We start from the raw sequence: 17,790 nt of genomic DNA on the forward strand, positions 1-17,790 counted from the left end.
TAAGAAAAATTAAAGGTTGGGGCGAAAGCACCGAAACTTTCTTTATCTTATTAGTGATCTGTAATCCCCTTCTTTGTTTTCACATCACTGGCCAAAATACCGCTGAATATAAAAGATAACAACGAACCAGCAAAGCAAATTGCCGCAAACATGCCTACGGCGGAAAAACCGTTAAAAGCCGCGTAAATCATCCCTGCGATCCAAGAACCGAGCGTTGTCGCAGCATACATGATCGAATTGGCCAAGCTGGAGATCGTGCCGCGGATGGCCGGATTTAATGAATTCAGCATTCCCAGTATTAGTGGAAAAACGATCCCCATGTTTACAAATATGAAAAAGTAGACACTTTCGAAAACTGCAACCGATGGCAAGTAAGGCAAAGCAATATAGCATGCGATAGAGACAAGAAAGCCCACAACCAGCGTATTGAAGCGGTTTAGTGTTTTGATCACATAGGCACCGCTGAAGCTGCCGATTATATTCCCGATACCTAGAAAAAACATCACGCCCCCCGCTTGGTCAATGGAGAGGTGAAAGCGATCCGTCACCCATTTTCCTATGAATGAAAAAGCTGCGAAGAATCCGCATTGAAATAAAAAGTGAGCGAGGAAGGCCACTCTAGCTGTCTGACTATTCAATAGAGGGATATATCTGCTGAAAATCGGAGTCTTGGTTTTTGTGTCTTGATTCGGCTTCATTTCGGGCAAAGCATAGAAGATGAATACCGCCACCAATAATGCACATGCTCCGATTGTAAAAAATGAATAAGACCAATGAGTTGAGGCAAGCAGGCTTCCAATAGGAATGCCGAACGCTTGGGAGGCAGCCACACCCGCCATAACGATTCCGGATACCTTGGCGATCTTGGGAGCTTGGAACAGCACAGGGATTGAGGCCCACACTTGAGGCGCCGTAAATGCCGCGCTGACTCCGGCTAGAAAACGGAATAAGAGCATGGACCAAAAACCTGTAGCCAAACCGCATAACATCGTTGAGACCGAGAAGCAGACCATGCCGTAAAGCATTACCTTTTTGCGGTCCCAACCATCGGAAAGCGGTCCGGCAACCAGCGCAAATATGGCATAACCTAAAGCATAGGCTCCAACCATCCAACCCGAGTACTCAGTCGGGATATGAAACAAATTTTGAAGTGTGGGGATGAGCGGAGAAATCAGAAAGGTATCTGTGCCGATAACGAACATGACGAGGAAGAATAAGATTGTTAATCTAAACACGTTATTTCACCCTTTCATTTAGTTTCTTACGGGAACGATCGTTCTAGAAAAGGCAGTATTTTATTAGGAGGGAACAACTATCACTTTGCGATAAACTTCATTGATATTTTAGCTAAACGCTGAAGCTTTTCTTTCGGAACCGAAGTTCTTGACATTACTCTTATTCCAATTAATACATTATGCAGATATTCCGCCAAATCTTCAGCTTCGTACTCAGACGTGAATTCATCGTTCTGCTGTCCCCAAAAAATGATTTCTTTAAGTTTCTGCTCTGATGATGTAAATGCTTGAGTAGATTTTGCATCAACCTCGGAATCACGAGTTGCTAATTCCACCGCCGAATTCACTGTTAAACAGCCTGAAGGCAAGTCCTCATCTACATGAAGTCGAATCATAAAATCAAAACAAAATTGAAGTGCTTCCGTTGCAGTCTTTGATCGTTTAATTCCACTATTAAGAGCAGCGCCGATCTTGTCTTCATAACGTTGCATTGCTTTTAGAAACAACCTATGTTTATCGCCAAATGTGTCATACAAGCTTCTACGATGGATCCCCATATGGTCAACCAATTCGGTCATCGATGTCTTCTCGTAGCCCTGTTCCCAAAAGAGCATCATCGCTTTATCCAAAACCTCAGATTCATTAAACTCCTTGCTTCTAGCCATTTTGATCCCCTCCTGATCAAGAGGATAACATATTGAGAACGATCAGTAAAGAATTGATGAAACTACTTATGATACGGTTCAGCTTAACATCGCTATCAGCGAAATTGCTAAAGGAGCTGCCGTCGACAGCTCCTTCGATCTGGTGTGCGCGTATTGTCATTTTCCGACCTGTTTGCCCACTGGAATAATTCCCATTTGGACAATCATCCAATCCCATCCTATCGCAGTGAAATATACTGTCGTATATATGATCTGGAGGTGCCAGAATGCTCCAACAACTAAACGGAATTGTCGGCGGGAATCAGCCGATTAAGCTATCACCCGGAAAAAGAGTTGATGTGCAAACCATTGTGATAGACGTGCCTAACAGGAAGAAGCTCGTGTTGAAAAGTTTGAATTTTCTGTTGTCCAATGATGCATTCATCTTCAAGGTTGAGGCATTACCCTCAACCGGGACGTTCACGGTTCGCGGCGGCTCCGGCGATCTGCAACTGAACAAAGTCCTGTTCAACAACCGGACCGGGGACACAGTCCGTATCTTTCTAAATATCGCCGTCATCAACAGCGCTCGAAATACCCGTACGCTGAACCGCAGTTCCTGCTGGCTTTTGAAGCTTGCGCGCGTTTGAGCGACTGCGGAGCGAGGAAGGCTAGGAGCTATCCATCCGTGGCATGATTGAGCCGGAGAGTGTATTCGGCCAGATGAAAAACAACCGGAGATTCCCGCGCTTTCTGCCTCGGGCTTGGACAAGATGAGCCTGGAGGCCGGATGACTTTGCCTTGCTCCTAATCTGCTCAAGGAAGTAACAACAGACCTAACACAAACGGGACGAAGCAGGTAATTCCTCTGTTTCGTCCCGTTTGGCTATTTCGACTTAATTTCAGCTTTTTGCTTCAACTTCAAAGGGCTTTGGGACAGCCCCTGCAGTTCCTATTCCTCATCCTCATGTTCGCACACGACTTCAGTGAACTGATTTAACGGAAACAGAGTAGGAACTCTCCGGCCTGGCATCTTGATAAACTCGACAAAATTCCTCCCAACACGGATTAGTCTCCCTTGAAGCTCTCCGATATCTTCTGCGGTGGCCGTCAAATCAAATGGCTTTGTCTTTTTAACAGGCTCGTTAAGGACAATATAGAAGGAGGTTTGGGTATTCACTACAGTTGATCCCACTGTAAAAGAGGACGAGGTCACATTGGAGAGCTTTCCTGTTGTTCTTGTCAGCTGCGGAAAGCCAGGTTGGAACACCGTTACCGTCCGACCTACAATGGGCTGCAGGCGCTGAGCCAACGTGATGTTCTGGGGAGCAGGACAACCATGAATGTTTTTACTGCTCAAAGATACACCCCCTGTAAAGTATTGTTGACTCTCTATATATTCTGTTCCCGTGACGAGGTTTGGACACACCGTGAAAATTGGCGAGGGGAACAGACCGGATTAGGCTCTTAGCTGACCATTTAAAGTATGGGGGTAAAAAAACAAAAATGACCCAGGCAATTTTTATTATAAGATCCGACGAAGTCGGAGAATCTAACGTTCATGAGAAAAGGAGGGAATAAGGTCTCAATGAATACGCCAACACTAGCGCCGCACGAATCGATGGAACTGCATGAAGCGTTAAACTTCAAAACGCTCTGCCTCGCTAAGTCAAAACTTATGCAAGGCCTGGTCTTTGACCAAGAGCTAAAAGCGTTAATGCAGAAAGACGTAGTTCAATCCACACAACAGATCGCCGAGCTGCAAGCACTCTACGCAAGAGCTCCTTTCCAAGCACCCGTTCCGAATAACCCGACACCAATAACACATTAAAGGGGAACGCCAATGAATACCGATTATTTAGACCCGATTAACTCATTAAACATGCCGGAAATGGCAGATATGACTTTTGCAATGGACTTCCTTCTTCGTGCCAAAGAGGGGGTGCGCAATTTATCTATCGCCCTGACGGAAACGGCCTCTCCTGACGTTAGAGCGCAGCTGCGCAATCATCTTATGCAGGGGATTGAATTGCACCAAGAAATCTCGGAACTCATGATTCGCAAAAAATGGTTCCATCCTTACGAGTTGAACGAACAATACCAACTCGACCAGCTTTCCGCGAATAATACGGTGATGATTGGACAGATGGATTTATTCCCGGATGATACATCGCGTAAAGGGATGTTTGATCGAACCCCAGATGAGCATATTGGAGGACATGAAGCATGAAGGCGGTAACGTATCAAGGGATTAAAAATGTCGTGGTCAAAGAGGTACCGGATCCCAAGATTGAGAAACCGGACGATATGATCGTAAAAATCACCAGTTCCGCCATTTGCGGTTCGGACCTTCACCTGATTCACGGGATGATCCCTAACCTTCAGGAGAACTATGTAATCGGGCATGAACCGATGGGGATCGTAGAAGAAGTAGGCCCCGGCGTGACAAAGGTAAAGAAAGGCGACCGTGTAATCATCCCGTTCAACATCGCATGTGGAGAATGCTTTTATTGCAAAAATCAGCTGGAAAGCCAATGTGACAATTCAAACCAACACGGGGATATGGGAGGATTTTTCGGCTACTCCGGAACGACCGGCGGATACCCTGGCGGGCAAGCCGAGTATTTACGAGTTCCGTTCGCAAATTTTACCCACTTCAAGATTCCCGAAAACTGCGAACAACCGGACGAAAAGCTAGCCTTGATCGCCGATGCCATGACGACGGCATTCTGGAGTGTAGATAACGCAGGCGTAAAAAATGGGGATACGGTCATCGTGCTCGGCTGCGGTCCGGTCGGACTTCTGGCCCAGAAATTCTGCTGGCTGAAGGGAGCTAAGCGGGTCATCGCCGTTGACTATGTCGATTACCGCTTACAGCATGCAAAGCGAACGAACCATGTGGAAATCGTAAACTTCGAACAGGATAAGAATATCGGCAACCATCTCAAGGAAATGACCAAAGGCGGTGCCGATGTCGTCATTGATGCGGTAGGAATGGACGGCAAGATGAGCGATCTCGAATTTCTAGCCAGCGGTTTGAAACTGCAAGGCGGGACCATGAGCGCATTTATCATTGCTTCTCAGGCTGTGCGCAAAGGCGGGACTATTCAAGTCACTGGGGTATATGGTGGACGTTATAACGGATTCCCGCTGGGCGACATCATGCAGCGCAACGTGAATATTCGTTCCGGACAAGCTCCGGTCATTCACTATATGCCGTATATGTATGAGCTGGTTACTTCGGGCAAAGTAGACCCTGGAGACATTGTTACGCACGTCATTCCGCTCAGCGAGGCCAAGCATGGCTATGAAGTGTTCGATACAAAAACAGACAATTGCATTAAAGTCATCTTAAAGCCTTGAAGATAGATTAATAATTGGGGGAAATTTAAAATGAATTCTAATTACGCCTTACATGAGACGCTGGAGGTTCATGAAATAGCTGCGTTCAAGACCGTTTGTATGACCAAATCAAAAACGATGCAAGCGCTGGTAACCGACCCGGAGCTCATGCAAATTTTGCAGCAAGACGTGCAGTTATCACAGCAGCAGCTTCAGGAGCTCGGTGGAGTGCTGTCTAAAGCGACCTAAAGGAGATAAGAACATGAACACAATATTAGAACACATGACAGGGCTTGATACGCTGACCGACGAAGTCATCGCAATGGACTTTTTGATGAACGCCAAGAGCGGAGTCAGAAACTACGCCATGGCAGTGACCGAATGTGCCACCCCCGAAATCAAGCAAATTTTGTTAAGACAGCTAGGCGAAGCCATAGATACCCATGAAAAGATAACAAACTACATGATGCAGCGTGGCCTATACCATCCCTACCATATTTCCGAGCAAATTCAGCTCGATCTGAAAAATATTCAGACCGCTGAGAACATTCCTTCCTGATACCATATTCGTTCCGTCAAAACGCGCACAGCCACCTTAGTTGGTTTGGGCGCGTTTTTGATTTTAGTCTTTATATTCTCCACTACAGTATATACTGCACGGCCCATCGAGGCGACGTTGATCGTGCGCGAGCCCTTACTAGCCTGTGTTTGTATTTTTATTCGTATAATTGTATAATCATGAAAATATGAATGCTGGGGGTGTCGCTATGTCAGCTTTGGTAAGACCCGCAGAGCTTGAGGATTTAACAGGTTTGACCGAATTAATGTATGATTATATCGTCGGTTTTGCCACACTCTACTTTACATTTAGCACGATGAAGGCGGATAAAATTGCTGTCATGAACGACCTCTTCGTCATAGAACCCTTTAGAGATTCAGAATTGGAATCCCGGCTCTACATGACATGTAAAAATTACTGCATTGATCAGGGATTCGCCAACATGACTTGGATAACCTCAATTAATAACACAAGAGCACAATCCTTCTTCAAAAAAATGAATGCAATCCAAGGGAAGGATTGGGTGCACTTCTCTATTAATTAAGCCGCTTGTATGGCGTCTCCCAGGCTGAAATTCATTTATCCAATCGAATAGACAGGAGAGATCGCGTTGCAGCTCTCAGATTCCACTTATTCAGCAATTAGAGCCCTATGTAAACAAGGCGATGACTTAGTGAAGACAGGCGACCTTGATGCCGCCAAGCAAAAATATATTGCAGCCCTCCGTTTATTGCCTGAACCTCATCAAGAATGGGAGGCCGCTACCTGGATATATGTAGCTATAGGGGATGTCCACTTTTCATTGAAGAATTACGATAAGGCCTTCAAGTGCTTTTTTAATGCCGTTCAGTGTCCGAAAGGGCTCAGTAATCCGTATATTCATCTTCGGCTGGGGCAGTTATATTACGAACAGGGGAACCTTGAAAAGGCAGCTGACGAGTTAACTCGGGCTTACATGGGCGCCGGCATAGAGATTTTTATGGAAGACGACCCCAAGTATCTTGAGTTTTTGGAGACAAACATAGAGATTTGAAAGTTTAGGTTACGCAGGCAGCTGGAAATTGCCCATAGGGTAGCTTCCATACTTGGCAAGCAGCTAATATTAGAAATTTCGCCGTCACTTAGGGTACGGGTCTCCGCGCTGTCAGTAACGGCAAGTTTTAGGGCCATCCTTTGCGGGATGGCCCTGTCTATTTAGAGATTCTTTATTATGCTATGGCTCCCCGATTACTCTCAACTACATACGTACCGGAGCCCCAACACCAAGTAGCCCGAGTCCTATTCTGAGAACCGCCCCGATAGCCGCAGTTAACTGCAACTTTGTTGCCGTCTCCACTGGGTCGTTTGTCAGAATGCGATCGCTCCGGTAAAAGCGGTTAAAAGCCTTTGCCGTATCCAGCAGATGACGTGCAACCACCGACGGCTCGTTCAACCGAACGGCCTCACGCACGGCATCTGGGAAGCCGTCCACCGCCTTTAAGCAGGCCCATCCGCTCGATCCAACTGAAGCAAATACCTCCAGTTCTTTAAAATCGAGGGGATTGACCCCTGCAACCTTTCCCTTCTCGATCAAACTGGCAGCCCTCGCATAGGTATATTGGACGTACGGGCCGGTATCCCCATCAAATCGAAGCATCTCGTCTAGCGAGAAATCGATCTCCGACATCCGACTTCCTCTGAGATCATCAAAAATTACCGCGCCGATACCAACAGCCTTCGCCACTTCAATGGCTTCCTCTGGACTAAGACCGCCCCCCGAAGCCACTTCATGCGCCTTTTGCACAGCCTCGTCTAAAACCTCGTCCAGGAAAACGACTTTTCCTTTTCGAGTCGACATCTTCTTCCCTTGCACCTTAATCAAACCGAACGGCACATGCTCGCAAGAATCGGCCCACTCATGGCCCATCAGACGAAGGACAGCGAATACTTGGTTGAAATGTAGCGTCTGCTCCGCTCCTACGACATAGAGGATTCGATCCGCACCCATTGCGGACTTCCGGTAAATAGCCGTTGCCAAATCCCGCGTTGGGTAGATTGTCGTACCGTCCGATTTCAGAATCAGGCATGGAGGAAGCCCTTCCTCTTCCAACCTCACGACCTGGGCCCCGTCGCTTTCCTCCAACAAGCCCTTGTCTCGTAGCTCATCCACTACAGGAGACATCTTGTCATTGTAGAAGCTTTCTCCCATTACATGATCAAATTTCACACCAAGTCGGGCGTAGACCCGGTCGAATTCTTCCATACTTACCCCGACAAAATAGCGCCAGAGCCGCTCCGCCTCCGGATCGCCCTGCTCGAGTCGTCGGAACCAGTCCCTTCCTGCATCCTCGAGTGACGGATCGCGTTCCGCCTCCTCATGGAAACGTACATATAGTCTGAGGCTTTCCTTTATCGGTTCAGCATTGAGTTTGTCGTTATCCCCCCATCGTTGGTACGCTTCCATCAGCTTGCCGAACTGTGTACCCCAGTCGCCGATATGGTTCACCTTCACCACATCCCAGCCACACGCACTGTACAGGTTAGCGAGCGCCGAGCCAATGACGGTAGAGCGCAAGTGACCGACGCCGAACGGCTTAGCAATGTTTGGTGAGGACAAGTCGATAACGACACGCTGTCCGCTTCCTATCTGTGAATGACCGTAGTCCGGCTTGAACGCATCTGATGCGATTCGCAGCCCCCAAATCGTCGGCTCAAAGAACAAGTTAACATACGGGCCGAGCGCTTCAGTGCGAATCCCCTCCACAGATGCGGCGCCATCAGGCATGTTCAGCTCATTCGCAAGATCAGTAGCTATGACAGCCGGGGCCTTTCGTAGCGTCTTTGCTAGCGTAAAACAGGGGAAAGCCACGTCGCCCATTTCCGGACGCGGTGGAAGTTCGAGCAAAGCCAGCACATCCTCTCTGCTAAGCCCTGGAATAAGCGGTGTAATGGCTTCGGCTGCGGCTTCTAAAATTCTCATAACTGCCGTCCTCCTTCAATAAAAATAATAAAACCTCCGTCTCTAATAAGAGACGGAGGTTTATCCGCGGTGCCACTCTTCTGGAACACTCCGATCTATTCACACACCACAAGTGAGAAAGAGAGAACGGTAGTTCCTCTTGATGCGATAACGGCAACTGCCGGGCTGACCTACTGTGGTCTGCAGGACCGGTTCAGACAGCCAACTCCCGGGTGCGCTTCCTCCGCGCATTAGCACCGGCTCCCACCCCCCCGGCTCGCTGTTGCATGCTAACGCGGACTACTCTCCCGTTCATCGTCGATACTATGATTGTCATCATTTTAGGGGATCGACCATAAAAAAGCAAGTTAGTTTTATATTGGAAAATAACTCTGTTTTGAACTACACTTGAACAATTCTGCCCGTTCAATCCGCTTCAAAGAACTTGCCGTCACTTAGGGTACAGTTCTCCGTAACGGGGCTAACGGCGAAATGAATAATATCCTTATTGGAGAATCGAGTCTTTTAAAAAATCCTGGAAGCTGATTGGAGGACGTCCGATTAGATTTTCCAAAGTGGGATCGATTTGCGAGAAATCTCCCTGCCGGCTTGCTTGAAAGATACCTGTAAGCAAATTGATGATCGCTTCCGGCATTCCATGAGATGTCAAGCGTGTCCGATATTCCTCATCGGACACAACGATATGCCGAATCGGCTGATCCAAAATCTTGGAAGCCATCGACGCAATCCCTTCCATATCTATTGCCTCGGAGGCCGTAAGAGGAGGGGTAATCCCACCTAGCTTCCCCTCTGTCAAGATAGCCGCTGTAGCTGCAGCCAGATCCGAGTGAGTCGTCCAGGCAATCGGGCCGCTCTCTGGGACTATTAATTCCCCTGTTTTCAAGGCATCGCTGATCATCAATAATGCTGAGGTGGCAAAAAAACCGCATCGTAGCGACGTGAAAGCCATCCCTGAAGATTTCAGAATCTCTTCTGTAGCCGCATTGGTGAGCATGGGCGGGAAATGTGATGCCGCAGATGAACCCATATGGCTCGTGTACAGCACTCGGCCCACCCCAGCCTTCTTGGCCATATCAATGGCGGTTTGATGCTGGCGGACAGCCTCTTTTTCTTCTAAAGCGTTAGAAGAAACAATGAGAACTTGCGACGCTTGTTCAAAGGCGTGAAGGAGACTTTCGGAATCGTCGAAATTTCCTTGTCGAACACGAACTCCGCGTTCTCTTAGATCCTGTGCCTTGCTCACATCCCGGACACTCACACCAATTTCCTCCGCAGGAACACGCCCGAGAAGCTCCTCAACGATCTTCCTTCCCAAATTTCCGTTGGCTCCGGTAACAACAATCATTTCTGCATGCATCCTTTCATTTACTTCTCGTAGAATGGGTTTCTTGCCATACGATTTAGTTTGTGAAATCATAATCGTATACGTAGAAGATAAAAGGATTGCGCTCTGCCAACAACCTGCAAAAAGCTGTTTTTGTTGTGTTACCTACATATTCATCCTTTTGTCCGTTTATTTAAGTTCAAGGGAAAGAGGGGGCCCTATGTCAGTCAATCCTGATGATCCGCGTGTAATAAGAACCCGCCAACAGCTCGTGCAGGCGTTTAACGAGTTGGTTGGGGAGAAGAGGAACTTTTATTCCATTTCTGTACATGATATCGCAGCGCAGGCCGCTGTAAATCGAACAACATTCTATGCCCATTTCCAGGATAAATATGATTTTCTTGAATACTGGAAAACAGAGAAGTTTCAAATTTTTGTAAATGACAGACTGCCAGATGATGCAAGCTTCAATGCGGACAATTTGCGAATCCTTATTCAAACGATCTTTGATTTTCTGCTGCACGCCAGGCAGTACAGTACGCCCGGAGACAAGCAGTTTGAAACCATATTTGAAAATGCCATTCATAAGGAGCTTCATCGACTTCTGCTTAAATGGTTACATGAGGCGAATAAGCAGGGCTATTCTCGTGATAAAGTGGAAACTAAGGCACTCGTTGTAAGTTGGGGTGTATTCGGGTCGGCTTTGCAGTGGAGCCGGAACCCTCAAGACCGCTCTGTGGAATGGATGGTAGAAGCAATCATGGAGGTTATTTGGGCTGATCCTCAAACACCCAAGTTTCTAGATTTCCTGTAAGATGATGATATGAAGAAAATACTATCTTTCATGGATTGGGGTATATTCGCTCTTCGTCTATACCATTATATTTTGCTGTTGTCCCAGGCCCTGGCAGCAAGTGGGTTTTCGAACCGGACGTTATTCAACGTAATCTGGCTGAGCATAGCCCTTATCATCCCTTTGCTGTTCTGGTTCCCCGGCCGCCGAATGAACAAAGTCTGGTTTTGCCTACTGGAGCTATTGCTTGGCGGTTCTTATTATGTGTATTCTGTCATTCATCCAGATCTCACTTCAAAAGCGGACTACCTGCTGCCGAGCCTTACAATGGGCTACTTATTGACTAAGCGATCCCTTTGGATCGTTCCCGTAGTTGCCTCCATTCCTTTCTCCTATCAGTCTTCCTTAAGATTATCTTGGGAGCAGACCCTAAGTATCGGAACAGACAATCTGCTGTTCTGCTTCATCGGCATGTGGGCAAGCTTCGTCGCCCATGCGTATGATCAGAAGAATAAACTGGTTATTGAAGTGGAGCAGCAAAATAAGCTGTTAACACACTACACGGCCGAGATCGAGAAAATGACTTTGCTTGAAGAGCGTAACCGCATGTCCAAGGAGCTTCATGATACACTGGGGCATTCCTTTATCTCACTCATTCTAAGCCTTGATGCTTCTATCGCCCTGATGGATAGCAAGCCTGCCGAGGCCAAAGATCGGTTAATTCGCGTAAGAACATTGGCTGAGGGAAATTTGGACGAAATGAGGAACATCGTACACGAGATGGGGGAAGAAGAGGAATCGAGCCTGATAAGGCAGATTGAATCCCTTGCGGACCGTTTCCGGGAGCACACGGGTGTGGCCCTGACTTTGAGTCTGCCGGAGACAGAGCGGTCCATACACTTTGAAGTACGACAAGCAGTCCTTCGGGTCATCCAAGAATCCTTCACGAACGCACTAAAACACGGAAAAGCATCTCAGCTGCATCTGGAGCTTAGATTTTCAGAGAGTAATCTGCAATTGTCTGTTCGAAATAACGGCCAACCGATCGACAAGCTCAATTACGGCTTCGGCTTGACCACGATGACACATCGGGTTGAGCGGTTGGGAGGCAGCCTACACCTATCATCTGGGGAAGGAACTCCAGCTATAACTGAAGTTCGATGCGAAATCCCGCTGAAAGGAGTGATACCGCATGAAGAAAATTAAAGTGCTGCTTGCTGATGATCAAGAGTTAATTCTCGAGAGCTTACATATCGTGCTGTCCATGGAAGAGGATTTGGAAATTGTTGCCTTATCCAAGAACGGGGAAGAAGCAGTGAAGGGCTGCGAGCAGTTTATGCCGGATATTGTGTTGATGGATATTAATATGCCCGTCATGGACGGCGTCGCCGCAACGGCCCTAATTAAAGAGCGAATACCTGCAACCAAAATCATCATGCTGACCTCCTATAAGGAAGTAGAATATGTGTTAGCGGCGCTAAGCAATGGAGCTGAGGGTTATCTGCTCAAAGCCATTCATCCCAGAGACCTGGCTGCAGGTATACGGGTGGTTCAGGCGGGAGGGACATTAATCTCGCAGGAAATGGCGAGTAAATTGATTAAGAACATGAACCATGCCACCCCTGCGAAAAATAATGAATTCGGGCTCACTGCCCGTGAAATAGAAGTGCTGCATAAGCTGGCTGCTGGCCTGCGTAATCAAGACATTGCCGAGGCGCTGTATCTTAGTGAAGGAACGGTTAAAAATTATATTTCAACAATCTATTCGAAGCTCAACGTGAAAGGAAGGCGGGAGGCCTCCCGTAAAGCCCGGGATTCAGGAATTATGGATCTTTAGCCATAGAATAAATGATGACTAAAGCGCACTGTCTCTTTATGACTTTTGCATCCTATACTCAGAGCATCAAACAATAGAGGATGGGGATGTAAGACATGAAGAATGACAGGAAGTTAGGTGCTCAGGGTTCATTTTGGCGCTTTCCAATCGTCTGGATGATTGCGGGGGCTATTGGTATTGTTCTCATAAATATGCTATTCCAGCAACTGACAGAGCAAGGAGGGATCGTTTCTCTTATTTTTACACTGGTGATGGGATTTCTGGCCCTCTTGGTTTATAAGCTCACGATGACATACCTGGCCCGGCGGCCCACGCCAGAGATATCAAGAAAGCGCGCAGGGATTGAAAGTGTCCTAGGGATGCTAATCGGGACCCTCTTTATCGCAGGGTCCGCTTTTATGATTATGGCTCTGGGAGGTTACTCCTTTCAGTGGGCAAGTTCCGCGGATACGAGTTCCGTTCTACTAGCCTCCATTGGATCAGCTTTAGGAGGAGCCATTGTCGAGGAACTTATCTTTCGCGGACTTATGCTTCAAGCCATTGATCAATTGGGGAGACGACCGCTCGCACTCGCAGTAACCTCTCTATTCTTTGGAATTGCCCATCTTGGAAATCCAGGGGCGACATTATGGAGCGGGTTCGCCATAGCCCTCGAAGCAGGTGTTCTGCTTGGTGCCGCCTTCTTGTGGCGGCGGAACTTGTGGTTCACCATGGGGCTGCACTTTGCTTGGAATGCCATTGAAGGCCTGCTTGGCATTCCTGTCTCTGGACACCCTGCTAACGGTCTATTTACTGTGCAGGTGCACGGTGCCGCACTTCTCACAGGGGGCAATTTTGGACTTGAGGGCTCTATTGTTCCGGTTGTGGTTAGCCTTCTGATCTCTATTGCTATGCTGATTGGGACTGCAAGGAATCGGAGGATTGAGGTTCGGAACTGTCAGCCAAGGCGCTCAAGGACCATCGGCGAATGACGTGGTCATTCCCCGCGCTGTCTGTAACGGCAAGTTTTAAGGCCATCCGCGGCGGGATGGCCTTTTCTGGTGATATGTGCCGGGAAATCGGAAATGATTCCTTATAAATGTTGAAGACCTATCCGGTTGCCTTCGCTGTCTTTAAACATCCCCAAATAGCCGGCGTGCTCACCCGCATAGGTTTTCTCCAACACCACTTGTCCACCTGCTTCAGAAACTCTCGAAAGAATAGTGGCCAGATCTGGCTTTCCATCAAGGTATACCGTAACGCCATCGGCAGAAGGCTTATGCTGGGGACCTTTCACTAACGCCCCACCGTTTAGCTGTTCCTGAACCGGGAAAAACGCGTATTCGGAATCCCCCAATGGCATCAACTCCATCTCCACCTGGAAAATTCGCTCATAGAACGTTTTAGCCCGCTCCATATTCGACACAGGAATCTCCACCCAGATAAACAAACGTTGCAACATTCTCCAATCTCCGCCTTTCATATCAATTTGCTTTCAGAACTAAAGACGAACAAGCGACCGTAAAATCATCGGTAGGCCGCTCATTTTTGAGCACCCTCCTACTTTACTATTTGAGATGAGCTTACATTGCTTAGTTATACTATCGCGGGGTGGAGCAGCTCCGTTGCTCGTCGGGCTAAACGATCTGGTATAATGGAACCGAAGAAACCATGAGACAGAAAGGACTGAACAGCAATGCCGTTTCAAACCTATCTCCCTCGGCCTCCTTTGTCTTCCTTCATTGCCTACTTCTGGTCCTATACCGGTAAGAATCCGCCACGGTCGAGAAGGCTCACCTTACCTGACGGTTCGATCGATCTCGTCATTGATCTGTATGATCGTAAAACTCGTATACACAATCGATATGACAGAGAGACAACACTAGCATCTTCTATAATTAGCGGGCCTCACACCGATTATTATATAACTGATTCTTCAAGCGAGCGGTCCATGATTGGCGTACATATCAAGCCAGGCAGTGCTGGCACGCTTCTAAAGTTGCCTTCTATTGCGTTAAAAGACAGGCATGTCTCGTTGGATGATTTATGGGGGATAGCGGCTACTGATCTGCGTGATGAGCTGCTTTATTCGGGCACGGTAGAAGAAAGATTTCGTATCCTTGAAAAATACTTTCTGTTACGAAGCGATTGGTCAAGGTCACCGCATTCAGCCGTCCAGTTTGCGATTGCCTCGTTTCAAAGACCGCAACACCCCGAATCCATTACGAACATGGTTGCCCAGATGAACATGAGCGCCAAACGGTTCATTCAAGTTTTTAAGGATGAAGTAGGACTGACACCCAAGAGGTTTAGTCGTTTAATGCGGTTTCAGAAGACGGTGCGTCTAATCAGACAGAGCAATGATATCGACTGGGCCGATCTTGCCATGTCTTGCGATTATTATGATCAGTCCCATTTCATTAAAGAGTTTCAGTCCTTTTCCGGCCTCACTCCGACCGAATATCTCGCTATAGAAAGCCTGCACCCCAATCATATCCCTCTTACTATCTAGATCCCGGGAAAAATATACAATACAATATCTCATTCGTCCCCTTACAATGCAGAAAACAGCTATTACATTCTGAAGTTTGGAAGGGGAGATCAGCTATCAAGATTCCATTCAAAATCAATGTTCCGCAGTCCGATCTTGAAGACTTAAGAGCGCGGTTGCATCATACGCGGTGGCCCGACGATGTGGCTGGCGAAGGCTGGTCAATGGGTGCGGATCTCGGTTATATGAAAGAATTGATCGATTATTGGCGAACCCAGTATGACTGGCGTATTCATGAAGCCAGATTAAATGCCTTACCGCAATACAAGACTGTTATAGAGGATACGACCCTTCATTTCGTGCATGTTAAAAGCGAAAATCCAAATGCGGTGCCGCTATTGCTCGTTCATGGTTGGCCCGACAGCTTCTACCGATTTCACAAGATGATCCCTCTGCTATCCGACACCTTCGATCTTGTCATACCTTCGATTCCCGGTTTTGGGTTTTCAGATCGAAAGACCACAACACCGAAGAGAGTCGCCCACCTGTTTGCCAAGCTGATGACAGAAACAATCGGATACGAGAGCTTCGCGGCTTGCGGCGGGGATATCGGCACTGGAATCGTGACAATGCTATCCACACATCACTCCGACGTTGTGAAAGCGATCTTGTTGACAGACGTTGGTTATCCAGCCGGAAGAGAGGATATTGCTGAGATGTCCTCTGCCGATCGGCAGTTTATGTTAGACACGCAGGCCTGGGTTCAGTCCGAAGGCGCCTATCTAAAGCTGCAAGCTACCAAGCCGCAAACGCTTGCCTATTCGCTTAACGATTCGCCGGTTGGCTTGGCATCTTGGATCGCCAGCATGATCCGTTCGGGGGCTGGTGAAGGAACCGTAGATGATGCATTCGGCGGAAGGGACGAACTTCTCACGAATATCATGATCTATTGGTTGACCGAGACGGCCGGCTCGGCCGCACGCATGTATCGGCTAATTGTAATGGCCAATCAAGCGAATGAAGATAGCGCTCCTCCGATCACAGCGACACGTAGAGTACCGGCAAGTATCGCGCTCTTCCCGCGTGAAATCCAGTTCCCCGCAAGCTGGGCTGAACGTTCGGTACATGTGCGAAGCTATAACAAGATGCCCCGCGGCGGTCATTTTGCAGCGCTGGAGGAACCCGAACTTCTGGCCAATGAACTGAACCGATTTATCCCAATATATTATTCTGATTCGGGAGGAAGTCCATAATGGAATCCATGAGAGAACGAAGCATTCCCTATCAACGTATGCACAATCTGCTCATAGCTGGCGGGAAGATGGACAAAGGCGAACAGGTTGTCCGGCAGCTCGGCGCTCTGCAGGCGCAAGATTATCATCAGGCCCTGTGGGCAGTTGGAATGCGTACGAAATCTGCAACTGTGGCGGATATTGAGCAAGCCATCGAGGATCGTAAGATTGTTCTGACTTGGCCGATGCGCGGTACGATTCATTGCGTGCATCCGGAGAACCTAAGATGGATGCTCCAACATTTGGCTCCGCGCATTCTGGCACAGGATGGGCGAAGACTGGCACAATTGGAGCTTAACCAGGAGATCATCGAACGCTGCAGGCAGATCATTTATGACGCCTTGCAAGGGAACAAGCGGATATCCCGTCCCGATCTTATGCAATTGCTGGAGGATAACGGTTTTCACACGAAAAATCAGCGGGGCTATCACCTTCTATGGTATCTTGCGCAGAGCGGCCACATTTGTCTTGGACCGAGGGAAGGCAAGCAGCAAACCATTGTTTTGCTAGATGAGTGGGTGCCTGCCGCCAAGGAGTTATCCCGGAGCGAAGCGCTCGCTTTGCTTGCGGAACGATATTTTGCGAGTCATGGGCCGGCAACCGTACAAGATTTAGCCTGGTGGGCTGGGCTCACACTCTCTGACGCAAGACAAGGCGTCGAAGCTGCGCGATCCCGGCTGGTGTCGGAGAAAATCGGCGGACAGGAGTATTGGACAACCGACAACGCCCCGGCTTTCGCAATGGATGAAGAACCGAGTATTTATCTGCTGCCGGGATTTGATGAATATTTGCTTGGCTACAAAGACCGGAGCATGGTATTAAACGCCGCGCATGCCCGCCATGTTGTCCCAGGCAATAACGGCGTATTCATGCCAACGATCGTTATCGACGGCCAAGTCTCCGGCTTATGGAAACGAACCATTAAGAGTAAAGGGATCGACATCGAATTTCATCTGTTTACACCTCTGAGGGACAGAGAAGAGCGAATGATTGAGGCTGCCGGGCGATATTGCGAATTCATGGGACTGCCTTTAGCGACAACCTCCTTTCAACTGGTGGAATCTTAAATGACCAAGGAGGAGGAAGTTATGAAATACGCTTATGTTTATGTACTGGATACGATGGCGGATTGGGAGCTTAGCTTTGTTACTGCAGAGCTAAACTCCGGTCAATATTTTAAGAATCGCGGGAGTCGTCTTCCCGTACGAACAGTCGGGGCTTCCAGCCGTCCTATCACGACGAAGGGCGGGATGACGATTGTGCCAATGCGACAATAGATGAGATCACACATGAAACATCCGCGATATTGCTTTTGCCGGGTGCTGATAATTAGAA

General features: G+C 48.0%; 22 protein-coding genes, 1 pseudogene and 1 other annotated feature. Of the genes and pseudogenes, 17 read left to right on the forward strand and 6 right to left on the reverse strand.

The window, feature by feature from the left end:
* Positions 1–50: 50 nt before the first annotated feature.
* Positions 51–1,235: an MFS transporter gene (locus ACRRNK_RS22205; RefSeq protein WP_433944760.1), complete on the reverse strand. Its 1,185-nt coding sequence runs from the start codon at positions 1,233–1,235 to the stop codon at positions 51–53.
* A gap of 80 nt (positions 1,236–1,315) precedes the next feature.
* Positions 1,316–1,900, reverse strand: coding sequence for a TetR/AcrR family transcriptional regulator (locus ACRRNK_RS22210; RefSeq protein ID WP_433944761.1), 585 nt, complete (start codon positions 1,898–1,900; stop codon positions 1,316–1,318).
* A 266-nt stretch (positions 1,901–2,166) separates the two neighbouring features.
* Here ACRRNK_RS22210 and ACRRNK_RS22215 point away from each other — a divergent pair, with 266 nt between their 5' ends.
* Complete coding sequence (locus tag ACRRNK_RS22215) at positions 2,167–2,529, forward strand: hypothetical protein (protein ID WP_433944762.1); 363 nt, start codon at positions 2,167–2,169, stop codon at positions 2,527–2,529.
* Positions 2,519–2,673: pseudogene (locus ACRRNK_RS22220) on the forward strand (transposase); the annotation flags it as partial. The gene ACRRNK_RS22215 and the pseudogene ACRRNK_RS22220, both read left to right, overlap by 11 nt.
* Positions 2,674–2,831: 158 nt before the next feature.
* On the opposite strand, the gene ACRRNK_RS22225 reads toward ACRRNK_RS22220, so the two are convergent.
* On the reverse strand, positions 2,832–3,239 hold the full coding sequence (locus ACRRNK_RS22225; RefSeq protein ID WP_433944763.1) for a hypothetical protein: 408 nt from the start codon (positions 3,237–3,239) through the stop codon (positions 2,832–2,834).
* 228 nt (positions 3,240–3,467) lie between these two features.
* On the opposite strand from ACRRNK_RS22225, the gene ACRRNK_RS22230 reads away from it, so the two are divergent.
* The 7 genes from ACRRNK_RS22230 (at position 3,468) to ACRRNK_RS22260 (ending at position 6,813) form a co-directional block, all read left to right on the forward strand.
* On the forward strand, positions 3,468–3,710 hold the full coding sequence (locus tag ACRRNK_RS22230) for a spore gernimation protein GerQ (RefSeq protein WP_433944764.1): 243 nt from the start codon (positions 3,468–3,470) through the stop codon (positions 3,708–3,710).
* 12 nt (positions 3,711–3,722) lie between these two features.
* Positions 3,723–4,109: a spore coat protein gene (locus ACRRNK_RS22235; protein ID WP_433944765.1), complete on the forward strand. Its 387-nt coding sequence runs from the start codon at positions 3,723–3,725 to the stop codon at positions 4,107–4,109.
* Positions 4,106–5,242, forward strand: coding sequence for a zinc-dependent alcohol dehydrogenase (locus ACRRNK_RS22240; RefSeq protein WP_433944766.1), 1,137 nt, complete (start codon positions 4,106–4,108; stop codon positions 5,240–5,242). The genes ACRRNK_RS22235 and ACRRNK_RS22240 overlap by 4 nt, the downstream gene beginning before the upstream one ends.
* Positions 5,243–5,272: 30 nt before the next feature.
* Positions 5,273–5,470: a hypothetical protein gene (locus tag ACRRNK_RS22245; protein WP_433944767.1), complete on the forward strand. Its 198-nt coding sequence runs from the start codon at positions 5,273–5,275 to the stop codon at positions 5,468–5,470.
* Between the two features lie 13 nt (positions 5,471–5,483).
* The gene (locus ACRRNK_RS22250; protein ID WP_433944768.1) at positions 5,484–5,780 is read left to right on the forward strand and encodes a spore coat protein; all 297 of its coding nucleotides are present in this window, start codon (positions 5,484–5,486) and stop codon (positions 5,778–5,780) included.
* A gap of 208 nt (positions 5,781–5,988) precedes the next feature.
* Positions 5,989–6,324, forward strand: coding sequence for a GNAT family N-acetyltransferase (locus ACRRNK_RS22255; RefSeq protein ID WP_433944769.1), 336 nt, complete (start codon positions 5,989–5,991; stop codon positions 6,322–6,324).
* A 66-nt stretch (positions 6,325–6,390) separates the two neighbouring features.
* The gene (locus tag ACRRNK_RS22260) at positions 6,391–6,813 is read left to right on the forward strand and encodes a tetratricopeptide repeat protein (protein WP_433944770.1); all 423 of its coding nucleotides are present in this window, start codon (positions 6,391–6,393) and stop codon (positions 6,811–6,813) included.
* A 204-nt stretch (positions 6,814–7,017) separates the two neighbouring features.
* Here ACRRNK_RS22260 and argS read toward each other — a convergent pair whose 3' ends face one another.
* Together argS and ACRRNK_RS22270 are read right to left on the reverse strand one after the other, a co-directional pair.
* Positions 7,018–8,739 (reverse strand): arginine--tRNA ligase, encoded by a 1,722-nt coding sequence (argS, locus tag ACRRNK_RS22265; protein WP_433944771.1) that lies wholly within the window; start codon positions 8,737–8,739, stop codon positions 7,018–7,020.
* A 45-nt stretch (positions 8,740–8,784) separates the two neighbouring features.
* Positions 8,785–9,043, reverse strand: a binding site (T-box leader).
* A 180-nt stretch (positions 9,044–9,223) separates the two neighbouring features.
* The gene (locus ACRRNK_RS22270) at positions 9,224–10,156 is read right to left on the reverse strand and encodes an NAD(P)H-binding protein (protein ID WP_433944772.1); all 933 of its coding nucleotides are present in this window, start codon (positions 10,154–10,156) and stop codon (positions 9,224–9,226) included.
* A 127-nt stretch (positions 10,157–10,283) separates the two neighbouring features.
* Here ACRRNK_RS22270 and ACRRNK_RS22275 point away from each other — a divergent pair, with 127 nt between their 5' ends.
* From ACRRNK_RS22275 to ACRRNK_RS22290, 4 genes are all read left to right on the forward strand, one after another.
* Positions 10,284–10,877, forward strand: a complete 594-nt coding sequence (locus ACRRNK_RS22275) for a TetR family transcriptional regulator (protein WP_433944773.1) — start codon at positions 10,284–10,286, stop codon at positions 10,875–10,877.
* A gap of 9 nt (positions 10,878–10,886) precedes the next feature.
* On the forward strand, positions 10,887–12,062 hold the full coding sequence (locus tag ACRRNK_RS22280; protein WP_433944774.1) for a sensor histidine kinase: 1,176 nt from the start codon (positions 10,887–10,889) through the stop codon (positions 12,060–12,062).
* The gene (locus tag ACRRNK_RS22285; protein ID WP_433944775.1) at positions 12,049–12,693 is read left to right on the forward strand and encodes a response regulator; all 645 of its coding nucleotides are present in this window, start codon (positions 12,049–12,051) and stop codon (positions 12,691–12,693) included. The genes ACRRNK_RS22280 and ACRRNK_RS22285 overlap by 14 nt, the downstream gene beginning before the upstream one ends.
* A 95-nt stretch (positions 12,694–12,788) precedes the next feature.
* Positions 12,789–13,664 carry a lysostaphin resistance A-like protein gene (locus ACRRNK_RS22290; protein ID WP_433944776.1) on the forward strand — a complete coding sequence of 292 codons (876 nt, stop codon included), beginning with the start codon at positions 12,789–12,791 and terminating at the stop codon, positions 13,662–13,664.
* A gap of 101 nt (positions 13,665–13,765) precedes the next feature.
* Here the strand turns inward: ACRRNK_RS22290 and ACRRNK_RS22295 are convergent, their stop codons facing one another.
* The gene (locus ACRRNK_RS22295) at positions 13,766–14,134 is read right to left on the reverse strand and encodes a VOC family protein (protein ID WP_433944777.1); all 369 of its coding nucleotides are present in this window, start codon (positions 14,132–14,134) and stop codon (positions 13,766–13,768) included.
* 234 nt (positions 14,135–14,368) lie between these two features.
* Here ACRRNK_RS22295 and ACRRNK_RS22300 point away from each other — a divergent pair, with 234 nt between their 5' ends.
* The 4 genes from ACRRNK_RS22300 to ACRRNK_RS22315 all read left to right on the forward strand — a co-directional run bounded on the left by ACRRNK_RS22300 (position 14,369) and on the right by ACRRNK_RS22315 (position 17,732).
* On the forward strand, positions 14,369–15,184 hold the full coding sequence (locus ACRRNK_RS22300; RefSeq protein ID WP_433944778.1) for an AraC family transcriptional regulator: 816 nt from the start codon (positions 14,369–14,371) through the stop codon (positions 15,182–15,184).
* 113 nt (positions 15,185–15,297) lie between these two features.
* Positions 15,298–16,416, forward strand: a complete 1,119-nt coding sequence (locus tag ACRRNK_RS22305; protein WP_433946975.1) for an epoxide hydrolase family protein — start codon at positions 15,298–15,300, stop codon at positions 16,414–16,416.
* Positions 16,416–17,522 (forward strand): winged helix DNA-binding domain-containing protein, encoded by a 1,107-nt coding sequence (locus ACRRNK_RS22310; protein WP_433944779.1) that lies wholly within the window; start codon positions 16,416–16,418, stop codon positions 17,520–17,522. The genes ACRRNK_RS22305 and ACRRNK_RS22310 overlap by 1 nt, the downstream gene beginning before the upstream one ends.
* A gap of 21 nt (positions 17,523–17,543) precedes the next feature.
* Positions 17,544–17,732 (forward strand): hypothetical protein, encoded by a 189-nt coding sequence (locus ACRRNK_RS22315; protein ID WP_433944780.1) that lies wholly within the window; start codon positions 17,544–17,546, stop codon positions 17,730–17,732.
* Positions 17,733–17,790 lie beyond the last annotated feature (58 nt).

Origin of the sequence: Paenibacillus sp. SN-8-1, assembly GCF_050995535.1 — a bacterium.
In the GTDB taxonomy this organism is placed as follows: domain Bacteria; phylum Bacillota; class Bacilli; order Paenibacillales; family Paenibacillaceae; genus Fontibacillus.

Coding starts and splice junctions, on each gene's coding strand:
- ACRRNK_RS22280 (WP_433944774.1), top strand. CDS start 10,887: ATGAAGAAAATACTATCTTTCATGGATTGGGGTATATTCGCTCTTCGT.
- ACRRNK_RS22290 (WP_433944776.1), top strand. CDS start 12,789: ATGAAGAATGACAGGAAGTTAGGTGCTCAGGGTTCATTTTGGCGCTTT.
- ACRRNK_RS22275 (WP_433944773.1), top strand. CDS start 10,284: ATGTCAGTCAATCCTGATGATCCGCGTGTAATAAGAACCCGCCAACAG.
- argS (WP_433944771.1), bottom strand. CDS start 8,739: ATGAGAATTTTAGAAGCCGCAGCCGAAGCCATTACACCGCTTATTCCA.
- ACRRNK_RS22315 (WP_433944780.1), top strand. CDS start 17,544: ATGAAATACGCTTATGTTTATGTACTGGATACGATGGCGGATTGGGAG.
- ACRRNK_RS22210 (WP_433944761.1), bottom strand. CDS start 1,900: ATGGCTAGAAGCAAGGAGTTTAATGAATCTGAGGTTTTGGATAAAGCG.
- ACRRNK_RS22300 (WP_433944778.1), top strand. CDS start 14,369: ATGCCGTTTCAAACCTATCTCCCTCGGCCTCCTTTGTCTTCCTTCATT.
- ACRRNK_RS22215 (WP_433944762.1), top strand. CDS start 2,167: ATGCTCCAACAACTAAACGGAATTGTCGGCGGGAATCAGCCGATTAAG.
- ACRRNK_RS22285 (WP_433944775.1), top strand. CDS start 12,049: ATGAAGAAAATTAAAGTGCTGCTTGCTGATGATCAAGAGTTAATTCTC.
- ACRRNK_RS22245 (WP_433944767.1), top strand. CDS start 5,273: ATGAATTCTAATTACGCCTTACATGAGACGCTGGAGGTTCATGAAATA.
- ACRRNK_RS22270 (WP_433944772.1), bottom strand. CDS start 10,156: ATGATTTCACAAACTAAATCGTATGGCAAGAAACCCATTCTACGAGAA.
- ACRRNK_RS22250 (WP_433944768.1), top strand. CDS start 5,484: ATGAACACAATATTAGAACACATGACAGGGCTTGATACGCTGACCGAC.
- ACRRNK_RS22295 (WP_433944777.1), bottom strand. CDS start 14,134: ATGTTGCAACGTTTGTTTATCTGGGTGGAGATTCCTGTGTCGAATATG.
- ACRRNK_RS22235 (WP_433944765.1), top strand. CDS start 3,723: ATGAATACCGATTATTTAGACCCGATTAACTCATTAAACATGCCGGAA.
- ACRRNK_RS22310 (WP_433944779.1), top strand. CDS start 16,416: ATGGAATCCATGAGAGAACGAAGCATTCCCTATCAACGTATGCACAAT.
- ACRRNK_RS22240 (WP_433944766.1), top strand. CDS start 4,106: ATGAAGGCGGTAACGTATCAAGGGATTAAAAATGTCGTGGTCAAAGAG.
- ACRRNK_RS22255 (WP_433944769.1), top strand. CDS start 5,989: ATGTCAGCTTTGGTAAGACCCGCAGAGCTTGAGGATTTAACAGGTTTG.
- ACRRNK_RS22230 (WP_433944764.1), top strand. CDS start 3,468: ATGAATACGCCAACACTAGCGCCGCACGAATCGATGGAACTGCATGAA.